Origin of the sequence: Streptomyces sp. NPDC059679, assembly GCF_042734105.1 — a bacterium.
Lineage (GTDB): Bacteria > Actinomycetota > Actinomycetes > Streptomycetales > Streptomycetaceae > Streptomyces.
The window spans coordinates 40,204-55,980 of sequence record NZ_JBHWES010000027.1 but is presented as its reverse complement, the minus strand read 5'-3'; the positions used below and the strand labels follow the sequence as shown (position 1 = coordinate 55,980).

The following is a 15,777-nucleotide window of genomic DNA, read 5'->3' as shown; positions in this document are numbered from 1 at the left end:
CTCCGCTCATCTCCCGAGGCCGCGGAAGAACGCCCGGATGTCCGCGACCAGCAGATCCGGCTGTTCCATGGCCGGGAAATGCCCGCCCCGCTCGTACTCCGTCCACCGCACGATGTTGTTCGTCCGCTCCGCGATATGCCGCAGCGCGATGAAGTTCTCGCGGGGGAAGACGGCGAGGGCGGTCGGGGCGGTGGAGGGTTCGGGGGCCGCGCCCCAGGCGGAGTGGGCGCGTTCGTAGTAGATGCGGCCGGCGGAGCCGGCCGTGCCGGTCAGCCAGTAGAGCATGACGTTGGTGAGGAGCTGGTCTCGGTCGACCGCGCCCTCGGGACGGTCGCGGGAGTCGGTCCACTCCTTGAACTTCTCGGCGATCCAGGCCAGTTGGCCGACCGGTGAGTCGGTGAGCCCGTAGGCCAGGGTCTGGGGGCGGGTGGACTGGATGTCGGCGTAGCCCTGGCGGTCGCGGGCCCACTGCTGGTTCAGCTCCCAGGAGGCGAGGGTGCGGGCGCGTTCGGCCGGGGGCAGGGTGGCCAGGAGGGCGGGGTCGGGTTCCTCGGTGGCGGAGGAGCCGGGGATGTGGTTGAGGTGGACGCCGATGATCCGGTCGGGGTTGATGCGGCCGAGCTCGCGGGAGATGGCGGAGCCCCAGTCGCCGCCCTGGGCGCCGTATCGCCGGTAGCCGAGGCGCTCCATGAGCTCGGCGAACGCGGCGCCGACCCGGTGGTACTCCCAGCCGGTCTCCCGCGTCGGTCCCGAGAGGCCGAACCCCGGGATGCTCGGCAGGACGAGGTGGAACGCGTCGGCGGGGTCGCCGCCGTGGGCACGTGGGTCGGTGAGCGGGCCGGCGACCTGCGCGAATTCGACGATGGAGCCCGGCCAACCGTGCGTCATGACCAGCGGGGTCGCGTCCGGCTCGGGTGAGCGGATATGCGCGAAGTGGATGTTCGCCCCGTCGATCGTCGTGGTGAACTGCGGCCACTGGTTCAGCCGGGCCTCGGCGGCCCGCCAGTCGTATGTGTGGCGCCAGTGCCGTACGAGCTCCCGCAGATAGTCGCGCGGAATGCCGTACGCCCACCCCACGCCCGGCAGTTCATCGGGCCATCGGGTGCGGTCGAGCCGTGCGTGCAGATCGTCCAGCTCGGCTTGCGGGATGTCGATGCGGAAGGGGCGAATGATCTCGGCCAGGTTCGTCATCCGATGCATGGTAGATCCGCCGGGTTTGCGGAGCGAACGAGTTAAAGCGGCCACCTTCGGTTAGCAACACCTCAAGATGGCGGTTACCTCCCCTTCTGTGAATACTGTCGGGTAGCGCTCGGTTGTTGACGGGGAGGCGGGGGCGTCATGACGTTGCTGGAGTGTGTGGCCGAATCTCGGTATAGATGGCCCTTCCAGGTGTCCGAAACATCCGGGGGGTGCCGTTGATGGGGTGGGATCTGACCCCCGATTGGCTCGATGACGCGGTTGAGTCGGGCACTGAGGCCGTCGGGGACGGTGTGGAGTGGCTGGGCAACAAGTCCGCGGAGGGTTTGGACAAGGTCGGCTGGGAGGGCGGGGCGGACTGGGTCCGTGACAAGTCCCGTTCGGCGGCGAACGCCCTGGGCGCCGATGTCGCCGAGTTCCAGCTGGACGAGACCGAGGACCCGAAGAAGCTGGTCTTCGGCAGCGCCGGGAAGATCCGGTCCACGGCCACACATCTGCGGGACTTCCAGAAGGCGTTCGACCAGGTGGGGCGTGGGCTGAAGGGAGTGGATCCGTCCCGGCTGAAGGGCCGGAGCGCGGACGCGTTCGGGAAGACGGTGGCGGACGAGCCGGCGAAGTGGTTCAAGGCCGCGGACGCGTGTGAGAAGGCCGCGCTGGCGCTGGAGGGCTTCGCGGGGACCGTGGAGTGGGCGCAGGGCCAGGCGCAAGAGGCCATCGACGCGTACAAGGCGGCGAAGAAGGCGTCGGAGGAGGCGCGTTCGGCCTACAACGGAAAGGTCGACGCGTACAACACGGCAGTGGACACGTACAACGCCGCGGTGAAGGACGGGAAGGAGCCGGGGGCGAAGCCGAAGAAGCCGGGGGATTTCGCCGACCCGGGCCCGGGCAAGGCGCAGGCCGCGCAGGAGAAGCTGGACGAGGCGCGGCGGCAGCGGGACCGGGCGGAGGAGACGGCGGTCAAGGCGGTGGCGCAGGCCCGGGACGCCGCCCCGCCCAAGCCGTCGTACAGCGAGCAGGTCGCCGATGGGCTGGAGGGTCTGCAGCTGGACGCGTCGCATTTCCTCGGTGGTGTGGTGAAAGGGACGGCGGGGCTGGTCAATTTCGCCCGTGGGCTCAATCCGCTGGACCCGTACAACATCACCCACCCCGCCGAGTACGTGACCAACCTGAACAGCACCGCGGCCGGGCTGGTGACGATGGCCAACGATCCTGTCGGGGCGGGCAAGACCATGCTCGACGCCTTCGCCAAGGACCCGTCGGAGGGCCTGGGCCGGCTGGTGCCCGAGCTGATCGGCACCAAGGGACTCGGCGCGGCGCGGGCGGGCATGGGTGCGGCGCGTGAGGGTATGGCGGCGGCCCGGTATGCGCGGGGTGGGGAGGATGCGGCGCGTGCGGCGCTGCGCAAGGAGGGGTCGCATCCGTTCGCGCGCAAGGATGCCGGGAGGCCGTGCAAGGGCACGGACCCGGTGGACCTGGCGACCGGGAAGATGTTCCTGCCCCAGACGGATGTGACCCTGCCCGGCGAGCTGCCCCTGATCTTCCGCCGCCGGGTGGAGTCGGGCTATGCGGCGGGGGGCTGGTTCGGTCCGTCATGGTCGAGCACGGCCGACCAGCGGCTGGAGATCGACGCCGAGGGTGTCGTGTTCATCAGCGAGGACGGGCTGCTGCTGTCCTATCCGCACCCCGCCCCCGGCCTGCCGACCCTCCCCGAGGCGGGTCCGCGCTGGCCGCTGGAGCGGGACGCGCAGGGCGACTTCACCCTCACCGACCCCGACGCCGGGCACACCCGCCACTTCACCGGCCCGGAGGGCGGGGGCGACGGGGTCGCAAGGCTGGCGCAGGTCATGGACCGAAGCGGCCATTTCATCACCTTCGACCACGACAGCGAGGGAGCGCCCACCGATGTCGTCCACTCGGCCGGCTATCACCTGAAGCTGACCACCGCAGACGGCCGGATCACCGCCCTCCACCTGGCGGGCGCGGCCGAGGACGGTTCGGATCAGGAGCTGATCCGCTACGGCTACACCGACGGCAACCTCACCGAGGTCATCAACTCCTCCGGTCTGCCCCTGCGGTTCGCGTACGACGACGAACGCCGGGTCATCTCCTGGACCGACACCAACGACCGCCGCTACGACTACGTCTACGACAACCGCGACCGCTGTATCGCGGAGGGCGGCGAGGCGGGCCACATATCGATCCGCATCGACTACCACGACGCCGACCCCGCCACCGGCCACCGCATCACCACCGTCACCACCCCCGACGGCCACACCACCCGCTACGTCATCGACGACGCCTGCCAGGTCATCGCCCAGACCGACCCCCTGGGCCACACCACCCGCACCACCTACGACCGCCACCACCGCCCCCTGACCCACACCGACCCCCTCGGCCACACCACCACCCACACCTACGACGAGGCCGGACACCTCACCACCGTCACCCACCCCGACGGCCACACGGCCTCCGCCACCTACGACGCGCTCGGCCTCCCCCTCACCCTGACCGGCGCGGACGGCGCCACCTGGCGGCAGACCTACGACGAGGCAGGCCGCCGCACCAGCCTCACCGACCCCGCCGGCCACACCACCCGCTACGCCTACGACGACCACGGCCACTTGATCGCCACCACGGACGCGCTAGGTCACACCACACGCGTGATGTGTGACCCGGCGGGCCTCCCGGTGGAGATCACGGACCCACTCGGCGCCACCACCCGCTACCAGCGCGACGCCTTCGGCCGCCCCACCACCATCACCGATCCGCTCGGCCACACCACCCACCTGGAGTGGACGGTGGAGGGCAAACTCACCGCCCGCACCCACCCCGACGGGTCCCAGGAGCGCTGGACGTACGACGGCGAGGGCAACTGCACCAGCCACACCGACCCGGGCGGCGGCACGACCACCTACGAGTACACCCACTTCGATCTGCTCACCGCCCGGACCGGCCCGGACGGGGTGCGCTACGAGTTCGCCCACGACGCCACCCTGCGCCTGACCCAGGTCACCAACCCCCAGGGCCTGACCTGGAGTTACGACTACGACCCGGCCGGACGCCTGGTCGCCGAGACCGACTTCGACCACCGCACCCACACCTACGCCCACGACGCGGCGGGACACCTCACGGCCCGCACCAACCCCCTCGGCCAGACGGTGGCCTTCGAACGCGACGCGCTCGGCCGTACGGTCCGCAAGACCGCCGACGGCCGCACCACCGCCTACGACTACGACCCCGCCGGGCGCCTGGCCTCGGCCACCGGGCCCGACGTCGAGGTGGTCTACCAGCGCGACCGCATGGGCCGCGTCAAATCCGAGATAGTGAACGGCCGGGTCCTCACCCACACGTACGACGCGCTGGGCCGCCGCGTCCGCCGCATCACCCCCACCGGGGCCACCACCACCTACACCTACGACGCGGCGGGCAACCGCACTACCCTCACCGCCTCCGGCCACACCCTCGGCTTCGACCACGACGCTGCGGGCCGCGAGACCAGCCGCCGGATCAGCGGGGACCTCACCCTCGCCACCGTCCGGGACCCCCTCGGCCGACTCACCGAACAGACCCTCACCGGCCCAGCCGCCGCCACCGCCCCTCTCCACCACCGCGTCTACAGCTACCGCGCCGACGGCCACCTCACCGCCATCGACGACCGGCTCACCGGCCCCCGCACCTTCGACCTCGACGCGGCGGGCCGCGTCACCACGGTCCGGGCCCGGAACTGGACGGAGAGCTACGCGTACGACGAGGCGGGCAACCAGACCCACGCCACCTGGCCGGAGCGACACCCTGAAGCCGATGCGACAGGAGACCGGACCTACACCGGCACCCGCGTCACCCGCGCCGGAGACATCCGCTACGAACACGACGACGCGGGCCGCCTCACCCTCCGCCAGAAGACCCGCCTCTCCCGCAAACCCGACACCTGGCACTACACCTGGGACCCAGAGGACCGCCTGACCACCGTCACCACCCCCGACGGCACCATCTGGCGCTACCTCTACGACCCTCTCGGCCGCCGCACCGCCAAACAACGCCTCGCCGCCGACGGCGAAACGGTCATGGAGCAGGTGGACTTCACCTGGGACGGCTCGACCCTCGTCGAACAGACCACCAGCACACCGGGCCTCCCCCACCCCATCTCCCTGACCTGGGACCACCGGGGCGGCCACCCCATCGCGCAGACCGAGCGGATCACCGACGCAACCTCCCAACGCGAGGTCGACCAGCGGTTCTACGCCATCGTCACCGACCTCGTCGGCACCCCCACCCACCTCATCGACGAGTCCGGCGAGATCGCCTGGCACGCCCGCACCACCCTCTGGGGCACCACCACCTGGGCCGCCACCAGCACCACGTACACCCCGCTCCGCTTCCCCGGCCAGTACTACGACCCGGAAACCGGCCTCCACTACAACCACCACCGCTACTACGACCCCACCACCGCCCGCTACCTCACCTCCGACCCCCTCGGCCTGATCCCCGCCCCCAACCCCGCCACCTATGTCCACAACCCCCACACCTGGAGCGACCCGCTGGGGCTCGGGCCGTACCCCGACGGCGAAACTCGTTCCGGAATCGGGAAATTCCTCAGCAAGGTCTTCGGCCGCCAACCCAGCGCCGCGGAAGCGGCCGACGCGGCGATGAGGGCCAAACGGGTGCCCATGCGACTCGGCGATCTGGAAGACGTCAGACTGCCCGACCGCGGAGACCCGGAGAAGCTGGCGGCTATACGCGGAATGGACGACGAGCGCCTGCTGGAATCGATCAACAACCCGGATGAGCTGGGCGGCAGTGTCGTCCTGGACAACGGAGAAGTGGTCAACGGCAACCACCGCATAGGCGAGGCCCTGGATCGCGTGCACGACCCGTACTCTCCAGGAATCACTCCCGATACAGAGGTATGGGTTGTCCCATGATGAACTGGCTGAGGAGATCCAGGCGAGTCGGGTCGTGGTTCGGCTGGCCCGTCCCCGCCGCCGTCATGACGGCATCGCCGTCCCGCATGCGAGAGCTTGTGGAGACCGCGCGGACGAGCGGCTTCAGCAGGAAAGGCAAGGGCCTCGACCTGGAGTCGGGGCAGCTCTTCGTGGTGATCCCTTATCTTCCGGAGCCCTCACCAGTGAAGAGCTGGATGTGCCTGATCGCGGCTATTCCGCATGCCATGGAGTTGAAGGCCGGAGAGAAGCCGCGCTACGACTTCGCCAGGCTCGACATCGCCGAAAAGGACTTCAATTCGCTGTCGCCGGCCAAAGCGAAGGTCAGGGACCAGCTCCTCCACTGGCTGGCGTGGGACGCGTACCAGGGCCGACAGAGGAAATAGCCGCCGGAGGCAACGGCTATACGAAGAGCTTGCCCGGGTTCAGCAGCCCCAGCGGGTCGAAGACCTGCTTGATGCCTCGCTGCAACTCAACCCCCACCGGGCCGAGTTCCCGCGCCAGCCACTCGCGCTTGAGGACCCCCACCCCGTGCTCGCCCGTGATCGTGCCGCCCAGCTCGAGGCCCAGGGCCATGATCTCGTCGAAGGACTCCCGCGCGCGCCGCGTCTCGTCCGGGTCGGAGGGGTCGAAGCAGACGGTCGGGTGGGTGTTGCCGTCGCCGGCGTGGGCGACGACACCGATGGTCAGGCTGTACTTCTCGGCGATCGCGGCGACCCCGTCGATCATCGCGCCGAGCTGCGAGCGCGGAACGCAGACGTCGTCGATCATCGTGACGCCCTTGACCGCCTCCAGGGCCGGGAGGGTCTGCCGGCGGGCCTGGAGCAGCAGGTCGGACTCGGCGGCGGTCTCGGCGGGGACGACCTCGGTGGCGCCCGCGGCGGTGCACAGCTCGCCGATGGCGGCGAGGTCGGCGGCGGGGTCCGGGGTGTCGAAACCGGCCAGGAGAAGGGCCTCGGTGGAGTCCGGCAGGCCCATGTTCGTCATCGTGTTGACCGCGTGGACGCTGGTGCGGTCCATGAGTTCGAGGAGCGAGGGGGTGTGCCCGCTCTCCATGATCTTGCAGATGGCGTCGCTGGCGGCCGCGGTGGACGGGAACTCGGCGCCGAGGACCAGTTGCTGGGGCGGGGCGGGCTTGAGGGCGAGCACGGCGCGGACGACGATGCCGAGGCTGCCTTCGGAGCCGACGAACAGCCGGGTCATGTCATAGCCCGCGACGCCCTTGGCGGTGCGGCGGCCGGTCCTCAGCAGCCGGCCGTCGGCGAGGACGACGTCGAGGCCCAGTACGTATTCGGCGGTGACGCCGTACTTCACACAGCACAGGCCGCCGGAGGCGGTGCCGATGTTGCCGCCGATGGTGCACTCCTCCCAGCTGGAGGGGTCCGGCGGGTAGTAGAGGCCATGCTCCATGACGGCGCGCGACAGAACGGCGTTGACCACGCCCGGCTCGACGACCGCGATCCGGTCGACCGGGTTGATCTCCAGGATCCGGTCCATCTTGACCAGGGAGAGGACGATGCAGCCGTCGGAGGCGTTGGCGGCCCCCGACAGGCCCGTACGAGCTCCCTGCGGCACGACCGGGACACGAAAGACGGTCGCGGTGCGCATCACGTGCTGCACCTGCTCGACGCTGCGCGGGAGGACGACGACGGCCGGGGTGCCCGCCTCGCAGAAGCTCGCCATGTCGTTGGCGTACGAGCTCATGACGTCGGGGTCGGTCAGGACGGCCTCGGAGGGGAGGCCCTCCCGCAGCATCTCCATCAGATCAGCCATGGCTCCAGACTCGCACCCGACCGTCCGGGAGGGAAGATCGCCACGGCGGCGGGTGGTGCGGGAGCCGGCGGCTGGGCCGGCGCCGGAGCTACGGCTGTTCCTGAGCCGTCAGGGCCGTCGGGGCCGTCAGAGCCGGCAGTTCCCGCGCGCCGCCCTCGCCGGCCGGCGCCTCGTCCTCGGCCGTGTCGGGCGCGGGGACGGAGAGCACTCCCAGCGCGCCCGAGGCGGCGGCCTTCCCTCCCCCGAGGGCGAACTTGTTCCTGGTCAGCCGCCCTTTGGCGTACATATCTTGCACATCTTGCGCCATTCGAACCTCAACAACTCCCCATACACCACGCGGCGTTGTACTGGATAGCAACGCGCCGAGTGTAGACGGTCCGAAGTTCGTAACAGCTTTAGTTCGTACTTTCGCGCAAGGGGCCGGGGACAAAGGGGGCACGGTCCGCGGCCAGGCAAAGGTCAGAGGTTGCCGCGCCTGGCCTGCTCGCGCTCGATCGCCTCGAACAGCGCCTTGAAGTTGCCCTTCCCGAAGCCCATCGAGCCGTGCCGCTCGATCAGCTCGAAGAAGACCGTCGGGCGGTCCTGCACCGGCTTGGTGAAGATCTGCAGCAGATAGCCGTCCTCGTCGCGGTCGGCGAGGATCTTCAGCTCCCGCAGCGTCTCCAGGGGCACCCGGGTCTCGCCGACCCACTCGCCGAGCGTGTCGTAGTACGACTCGGGAGTGTCCAGGAACTGGACACCGGCCGCGCGCATGGCCCGTACGGTCGCGACGATGTCGTTCGTGGCGAGCGCGATGTGCTGGACGCCGGGGCCGCCGTAGAACTCCAGATACTCGTCGATCTGGGACTTCTTCTTGCCGACGGCGGGCTCGTTGAGCGGGAACTTCACCTTGCGGGTGCCGTCCGCGACGACCTTGGACATCAGCGCGGAGTACTCGGTGGCGATGTCGTCGCCCACGAACTCCTTCATGTTGGTGAAGCCCATGACGTCGTTGTAGAAGGTCACCCACTCGTTCATCCGGCCCAGTTCGACATTGCCCACGCAGTGGTCGACGGCCTGGAAGTTACGGCGGGCGGGCGGCTCGACCAGCGGGGCGGCGGGGGCGAAGCCGGGGAGGTAGGGGCCGGTGTAGCCGGAGCGGTCGACGAGGGTGTGGCGGGTGTCGCCGTACGTGGCGATGGAGGCGAGCACCACCGTGCCGTACTCGTCCTTGACCTCGTGCGGCTCCTCGATACCGGAGGCGCCGTGAGCGATGGCGTACTCGTACGCGGCGCGCGCGTCCGGCACCTCGATGGCCAGGTCGATGACGCCGTCGCCATGGGCCGCGACATGCTCGGCGAGGAAGGTGCCCCATCCGGTGGCGGGCTTGATGACGGAGGTGAACACGAAGCGGGCGCCGCCGGAGACGAGGACATAGCTCGCGGTCTCCCGGCTGCCGTTCTCGGGCCCGGCATAGGCGACGAGCCGCATGCCGAACGCGGTGGAGTAGTAGTGCGCGGCCTGCTTGGCATTGCCGACGGCGAAGACGACCGCGTCCATCCCCTTCACCGGGAAGGGGTCCGCCCGACGCGCGCCTTCTCCCGTCACGGCCAGGGTGTGATCCAAGGTCTCAGTCATGTCTTCACCGTGACTCCATGACTCAGGATGCGCAACAGTTCGATGATTCGATGGACACTCCGTATAGCTATGCCGGTGACTTGCCGGGCATTCTGTACACAGTGACCACCCTCATACTCTCGCCCTCAGCAGGAGGACCGCCGTGGCAATCGACCGGCTCGACGCCCGACTGATCACACTGCTCGCCGAGGAGCCCCGGATCGGCGTGCTGGAGGCGTCCCGCCGGCTCGGCGTCGCGCGCGGCACGGCGCAGGCGCGGCTGGACCGGCTACAGGCCCAGGGCGTGATCCGGGGCTTCGGGCCCGAGGTGGACCCGGCGGCCATCGGCTATCCGGTCACGGCGTTCGCGACCCTGGAGATCAAGCAGGGCCAGGGCCCGGATGTACGGAGCCACCTGGCGAGCGTCCCGGAAGTGCTCGAACTGCACACCACCACCGGCCACGGCGACATGCTCTGCCGCCTGGTCGCCCGCTCCAACGCGGATCTGCAGCGGGTGATCGACCGGGTGGTGGGGTTCGAGGGGATCGTGCGGGCGTCGACGACGATCGTGATGGAGAACGCGGTACCGCTGAGGATCATCCCGCTGGTCAAGCAGGCGGCGGAGGACTGACCGGGGGCACTCGAACTTCCAAAGACTTCGTTGCAAAAATTTTCACGCAAAGGAAGCCTTGCAACGGAGTCTTTGCATGCTTACGCTGCCGACCATGGCCGAGAACGAGAAGCCGCTGCCCGACGACGTACGAGTGCTGGATGCCCGCTCCCTGCGCGGGCTCGCGCACCCCTTGCGGATGCGTCTGCTCGACGCGCTGCGCGAGTACGGCCCGGCGACCGCCTCTCAACTCGCCGACCGCCTCGGCGAATCGAGCGGGGCCACCAGCTATCACCTCCGGCAGCTGGCCAGGTACGGCTTCGTCGTTGAGGACCCGGAGCGCGGCAGGGGACGCGAGCGGTGGTGGAAGAGCGCGCAGCGCAGCATCCGCATGGGCGTGGACGAGTTGCTGCGCGACGCCGACCCGTCGGTGCGCGGTGCGATGAGCACCATGCTGTACGAACTCGCCACCAGCCATGGCGAGGAAATGTCCACCTGGCTCGGCAGCTGGCGCGAGTGGCCCGAGGAGTGGCGCCGCGCCTGGGACATCAGCGACTGGACCACCCGCCTCACCCCCGAACTCGCCGCCGAGATGCGCGACAAGGTGCATGAGGTGATCGCTGGCTACCGCGAGAAGGAAGTGGGTCAGGACGTCGAGGGCTCGGCCCGCTACCGCGTCCATCTGCACGCTTTCCCGCGCGACGAGGACTGACCGATCCCTGGGGGGAACGACCATGTACGGCGACGACATCCATCTGCGGCTGCACCGCATCCGGGCCGAGCGGCTGCACCGCGAGGCCCTGCGCGCCCGCGCACGGCACCGGCCCCGCCCGGCCCGCCAACCCCGCCCCCCGCGTCGGCTGCGGAGCCGGCTGGGCTGGACGCTGGTCGAGGTGGGCCTGCGCCTCGCGACGCCGCGCCCCCGGCCGGGACAACAACCGGGCCTGGCGGCCCGGCTGTGAGCGTCCGGTCGGACGCCCATCGGTCAGGCGCCCGTCCCCGCCTTCTTGAGCCGCGACAGGATCTTGTCCCGGGTGCGGATCCCCCAGGCGGCCTCCTGGACGAATCCGACGACTCCCCGGAGCAGCAGCGGGTGGCCCACCTCGGGCAGCAGCGACTGGACGGCGGCCGTCAGCGCCCGCTCCGAGGTGGCCGCGGCCGCGAGCAGTCGGCGGACCGTGTCCTCGGGGATCTCCCTCAGGGCCCGTGACCCGGCGGGGTCCCGGGGGGTGAGGAAGTGCCAGAAGGCGGGCGGTGGCATACGCGACGTACCCGCGGCCATCGGGGATGGTCCAGGGGCCATCGAGCGGCGGTTCTTCAGCTCCACCCGCCAGTGGGGGGCGCCGGTTTCCGGGTCGCGGGCGGTGACTTCGCCGTCCCCGTCGAGCAGCAGGCGGTGCGCCGCCCCCGGTATGTCGAGCAGGCCCCAGGCGCCTTTCGAGCCGGGCGGCAGGTCGATCGCCCCCTCGACACCGTCGATGCGGTGGTAGCGGAACCGCCCGGTCGTCCGGTCCCTGGCGACCCGCAGACCCACGAGGGTGCCGTCGGTGCCCAGCGGCGATGTGGTGACGCCCTCGGGCAGCGGTGCCAGCGACGAGGACTCGATGACCCAGTGCTCGTCCTCGCCCACCACGGACGGGTCGAAGAAGTCCGGCAGTCCCGGCTCGCCGAGTTCGTCGGCGGCCGGGTCGATGCGCCGTACGCGGGGCTCGGAGCCGGTCTCGGTGTGCCACCAGAAGGTCCGGCCGTCGTGGAACATATGGCCGTTCGGCCCGACGCGCCGGTCGCCCGGGGCGAGGGGGCGGTGGCCCATGAACCGCCGGCCGTCCGGGGCCAGGAAGGTGTAACCGCGGCGCGGGGGCTCGTGGTCGAGCGAGCGCCACATCTGATACGTCACTTCGAACTGGTCGTCCGGAGCGTCGGACCAGTGGATCGTGGACTTGCCGTTGACCCAGTGGCACACCAGGAAGTGTCCGCCGGAGAAGAACACATGGACGTCGTAGTCGAATTGGTTCGCTCCGCGCGGCGCCCGGTACCGGTGCTCCGCGATCCGGCCGCCGGGCCCCACCGCGATGGCACGGCTCCGGTCGTGCGCCGTCAGGACCGGCCAGCTCGCCCGGCAATACGTCTGCCCCTTGAGCTCGGCGGCGGCCTCGTCCAGGGCCTGCCAGCCCAGCTCGTCGAGGATGCCCGCGCGCAGCGACCGGGTCAGCGGGGCCACCAGGTCGATGTCCTTGATCCCAGCGCGCAGGTCCGGCATCGCCGCCACCGCCCGCCGGCCGAGCCCGATGCCGCGGTCGAGGGCGGTGAGCGCGTCGAGGGCGCCCTGCAGACCGCCGGACCGGGCATCGCACAGCCAGGCGTCGACGATGTCGCGCAGGAGGGGCCGCAGCGGTTCGCTCGTCCATAGGTCGCCGAAGCCGTCGTACCGGGTCTCGTACTGGATGGTCCGGGTGAGCGCGGCGGCGAACCGGGCATCGGCGGTCAGCGTTTCGAGCCCGACGCGGGTGGCGTCCTGCCAATGGGCCAGCATCTGGTGTGGATCGGGGTCCGCGACCGGGATGCCGACGGCCAGGCAGCGGCCGGGGACGGCTGCGTCGATCCAGTGCCGGTCCGACGAGCCGCTGCCGGACCGTACGGGGTCGGGGCCGACGAACCGTACGGGCGGGCCGTCGGCGTCACGGATGCGTTCCGCGAGCCCGGGGAGCAGCCGCAGCAGCTCTTCGGGCACCTTGGGGCAGCCGCGCGGACCCTCCCCCCGGTATCGGGCCAGCATCGCGGTCAGCCAGTCAGCGGCGTTGGCACTGGCGTCGGCGGTCAACTCGCCGAAGGCGCCCGTCTCTTCCAGCAGCTCGATCCACCAGGCGTCCAGGTCCGAGCGCGGCAGGTCGGTCAGTTGCCACAGCAGCCGCTTCCGCAGCGTCGCGGACCCGGCGATCGCGGACGCCAGGTGGATGCGCTGAGCGGGCGCTGTCCAGAATCCGTCCGCCGCCCGCCACAGCGCCGGCGCGTCCACCAGGGTCTCCAGCAGCAGCCGGAACTCGGCCACGACGTCCAGACCGGCGGCCTTGGCCAGCTTGGCGAGCTGCGGCAGCATGTCGGGCCACGGCGGCAGGCCGCCGAGGGTACGGCGGACGGCCAGCTCGCGCAGCTCGCCGTAGGAGTCGACGGGGTTGGCTCCCCGGGCCAGTTCGGTTACGTACGCCTTGATGTCCTTGACCGACAGCGCCCCGGCGAGGGCGAACTCCAAGAAGACCGCGCGGCGCCGGGCGGGGTCGACCGCCGTGGCGTGACGGTCCGCCGCACGGGCCCTGCCGAACATGATCGCGGCCTGTTTGTGCCGTCCGGCCGCGATCATCGCCCGGCCGGCCTGTTCCCAGTAGGCCGGGTGGTGGTCGTGCGGAAGCTTCTCACTGATGCGCTGGTACATCTCGAGCGCGGGCCCGGGTTTGGCCTTGACCAGCCGCTCGGCCCGCTCCATCTCGGGCGCCACCGCCAGCGCGACATCCGCGTTGCCGGGGTCGTGGATCAGGGCCCAGGCCGGATAGCCGAGCTCGCGGCGGCGCCCGGCCGCCACCGGCGGGCCGACGTCGGGGGCGCCGAACCCGGCGGCGGCCAGCAACCGGTCCTCGCCGGGCGCGGCGGCCTCCCCCATCAGCCGGACGACGGGCCGGTCGCCGAGCAGCGGGTGGTCGTAGCGGCGGGCGGTGATCGGCTCGCCGTCCGGGGTGCCGACGGGCGCCAGGCCCACGTCGAGCGCGATCGGGGTGCCGGGGTCGTGGTCGCCGTCCCCGCGGCGGCCGTCGCTGTGGTCACTGGTCATGGGTCTGCCTTCCCCCGTAGATCAACGCGGCCATACGAACCCCTTCGGACCAGGCCACCGGGCCGACCTCGCCGAGCGGGACGGGGCGCTCGGCCTCGTCGACCCAGGTCAGGCGCCCGGTATCGGCGGGCAGACCGGGGTCGTCGGTGCCCAGCCAATAGCGGGCCTGGACGGGAGCGCCCCGGCCGACGGTCCGCACCACCGCGAAGCCGCCGCGCATGACGAAGCCGTGCTGGGCCGCGCGCGCCGTGGCGTGGCGCAGCTCCTCGAAGTACCCGCCCGCGTAGTCGTCGACGCTCGTGGCCTCGGGGTCGACGTCTGCCGGGCGGTGGTGGACATCTCGGGCCAACTGCGTGATCCCCTGGGCTATTTGGGCCGCGTCCAGCGCGCCCTGCCATGCCGCGACATCGGGCAGCAGGGCGGGGTGCGACACGGTCACCGGGCCCACGCCCACGCCCACGCCCACGCCCACGGGAGGGGCGTACGGGGTGCCGTCCGGGCCCCTCAGACACGTACGGCCCTCCTCGCTCACCTCCTCCAACAGCCCGACCTGCCCGTCCACGACCACCACCAGATGCCGCAGACACGACCGCCAGCCCGGGTCCGGCCACACGCGGGCCAGGAGCGCGGCGGGTATCGGCACGCCGGCCAGCAGCCATGACTCCACGGTCGCCCGGCACTCCGCCTCATGCCGCAACAGCCGGTCACGCAACTCCGTCAGCTTTTCGCCCGCCGGGCTCGTACGCACGGCCTTCGGGACCGACTTCAGGACCCGGCCGCTGCTGTTACGGCAGGTGAGAGTGGTCCCGTCCAGGGCCAGTTCATGACCGCCCACGGTCGGAACCCAGACAAGCGGATCAAGGGGTGTGGACATGCTGCCGACTATGACAGGCCCCTACGACAGTCGACCGCGCGGCAGCGGCTCAACAGCCGCTCTGCGGCAGCGAGTCAAGCAGTGTTGAGTCAGCGGTGTTGAGTCAGCAGTGCGGCACCTGGCCGCCGGACTCCAGCGCCACCAGCGAGTTCACGGCGCCCTTGAGTGTGGTGACGGGGATCAGCCGCAGCCCTTTGGGGAGTTCGGCCTTGGCGTCCGAACACTCCGCCTTCGGAACCAGGAACACCGTCGCCCCGTCCCGCCGGGCCGCCTGCGTCTTGAGCGGCACCCCGCCCACCGCGCCGACCTTGCCGCCCGCCGTGATCGTGCCGGTCCCGGCGATCGTACGGCCGCCAGTGAGATCGCCACCGCGTCCGTCCCCGTCGAGCTTGTCCACGATCCCGAGCGAGAAGAGCAGCCCCGCACTCGGCCCGCCCACGTCCGCGAGACGCAGCCGCACCTTGACGTCCTTGGAGGAGAGATGGAGATAGCCGAGCGCGGCCTTGGTGGCGTCGTCCTGGGACTCCTGCATCTCCTTGGCGTTGTGCGCCTCGATCTCCTTGGTCGAGTTGCCGACGGGGTAGACGGAGTCGCGCGGCATCACGGCGCGGTCAGTGTCGAACCAGCCGCTGATGACGTCCTTCAGCCGAACCGTGGCGTCCGGCCCGGTCGCCGCGATCGTCGTCATCCGCAGCTGCCCGGTGGTCTTACGAGCCTTCGCCTCGGAGATCTTGATCACCGGCCCACCGTGGTCCGAACCGAGCACATTCACGGTCGTCCCGGGCTCCGCCACGGAAAAAGGCAGCGGCGCGAAGGCGGCAACCGCGAGGAGGGCGATGACGGGCGCGGAGCAGATCGCGACGATCCGGGCACGCGGGGAGACGGCAGGCATGGTGTGAATCTAGTTGACTCCCGGGGTGCGAGGTGCGTCGCCCCGTCGGCTGGCCGCCCCGGCCCCACCGCC

Annotated in this window: 12 protein-coding genes; 5 read left to right on the top strand and 7 right to left on the bottom strand. The window is 70.7% G+C overall.

The features are described 5' to 3' along the window. Positions 1 to 6 precede the first annotated feature (6 nt). Entirely contained in the window at positions 7 to 1,191 is a 1,185-nt protein-coding gene (locus ACFV2X_RS27055; RefSeq protein WP_385621059.1) for an epoxide hydrolase family protein, read from the bottom strand. Positions 1,192 to 1,418: 227 nt separating this feature from the next. Between ACFV2X_RS27055 and ACFV2X_RS27050 the strand changes: the two genes are divergently transcribed. Beyond that, complete coding sequence (locus tag ACFV2X_RS27050) at positions 1,419 to 6,119, top strand: putative T7SS-secreted protein (protein ID WP_385621057.1); 4,701 nt, start codon at positions 1,419 to 1,421, stop codon at positions 6,117 to 6,119. Continuing rightward, positions 6,116 to 6,523 carry a hypothetical protein gene (locus tag ACFV2X_RS27045; protein ID WP_385621054.1) on the top strand — a complete coding sequence of 136 codons (408 nt, stop codon included), beginning with the start codon at positions 6,116 to 6,118 and terminating at the stop codon, positions 6,521 to 6,523. The genes ACFV2X_RS27050 and ACFV2X_RS27045 overlap by 4 nt, the downstream gene beginning before the upstream one ends. A 16-nt stretch (positions 6,524 to 6,539) precedes the next feature. On the opposite strand, the gene ACFV2X_RS27040 is transcribed toward ACFV2X_RS27045, so the two are convergent. The 3 genes from ACFV2X_RS27040 to hppD form a co-directional block, all read right to left on the bottom strand. Further along, a complete protein-coding gene (locus ACFV2X_RS27040; protein ID WP_385621051.1) occupies positions 6,540 to 7,910 on the bottom strand; it encodes an FAD-binding oxidoreductase in 1,371 nt (456 codons plus the stop codon). Positions 7,911 to 7,998: 88 nt separating this feature from the next. Beyond that, a complete protein-coding gene (locus tag ACFV2X_RS27035) occupies positions 7,999 to 8,196 on the bottom strand; it encodes a hypothetical protein (protein WP_385621049.1) in 198 nt (65 codons plus the stop codon). Positions 8,197 to 8,369: 173 nt separating this feature from the next. Next, on the bottom strand, positions 8,370 to 9,527 hold the full coding sequence (gene hppD, locus ACFV2X_RS27030) for a 4-hydroxyphenylpyruvate dioxygenase (RefSeq protein ID WP_385621047.1): 1,158 nt from the start codon (positions 9,525 to 9,527) through the stop codon (positions 8,370 to 8,372). Between the two features lie 142 nt (positions 9,528 to 9,669). Here hppD and ACFV2X_RS27025 point away from each other — a divergent pair, with 142 nt between their 5' ends. From ACFV2X_RS27025 to ACFV2X_RS27015, 3 genes are all read left to right on the top strand, one after another. Next, positions 9,670 to 10,137, top strand: coding sequence for an Lrp/AsnC family transcriptional regulator (locus ACFV2X_RS27025; protein WP_385621045.1), 468 nt, complete (start codon positions 9,670 to 9,672; stop codon positions 10,135 to 10,137). A gap of 94 nt (positions 10,138 to 10,231) precedes the next feature. Then, entirely contained in the window at positions 10,232 to 10,828 is a 597-nt protein-coding gene (locus ACFV2X_RS27020) for an ArsR/SmtB family transcription factor (protein WP_385621043.1), read from the top strand. 22 nt (positions 10,829 to 10,850) lie between these two features. Continuing rightward, on the top strand, positions 10,851 to 11,078 hold the full coding sequence (locus tag ACFV2X_RS27015) for a hypothetical protein (protein ID WP_385621041.1): 228 nt from the start codon (positions 10,851 to 10,853) through the stop codon (positions 11,076 to 11,078). Positions 11,079 to 11,101: 23 nt separating this feature from the next. Here the strand turns inward: ACFV2X_RS27015 and ACFV2X_RS27010 are convergent, their stop codons facing one another. The 3 genes from ACFV2X_RS27010 to ACFV2X_RS27000 form a co-directional block, all read right to left on the bottom strand. Beyond that, the gene (locus ACFV2X_RS27010) at positions 11,102 to 13,939 is read right to left on the bottom strand and encodes a hypothetical protein (protein WP_385621040.1); all 2,838 of its coding nucleotides are present in this window, start codon (positions 13,937 to 13,939) and stop codon (positions 11,102 to 11,104) included. Further along, positions 13,929 to 14,813, bottom strand: a complete 885-nt coding sequence (locus tag ACFV2X_RS27005) for a DUF4132 domain-containing protein (RefSeq protein ID WP_385621037.1) — start codon at positions 14,811 to 14,813, stop codon at positions 13,929 to 13,931. The genes ACFV2X_RS27010 and ACFV2X_RS27005 overlap by 11 nt, the downstream gene beginning before the upstream one ends. 103 nt (positions 14,814 to 14,916) lie before the next feature. Further along, positions 14,917 to 15,705, bottom strand: coding sequence for a S16 family serine protease (locus ACFV2X_RS27000; protein ID WP_385621035.1), 789 nt, complete (start codon positions 15,703 to 15,705; stop codon positions 14,917 to 14,919). Positions 15,706 to 15,777: the final 72 nt, after the last annotated feature.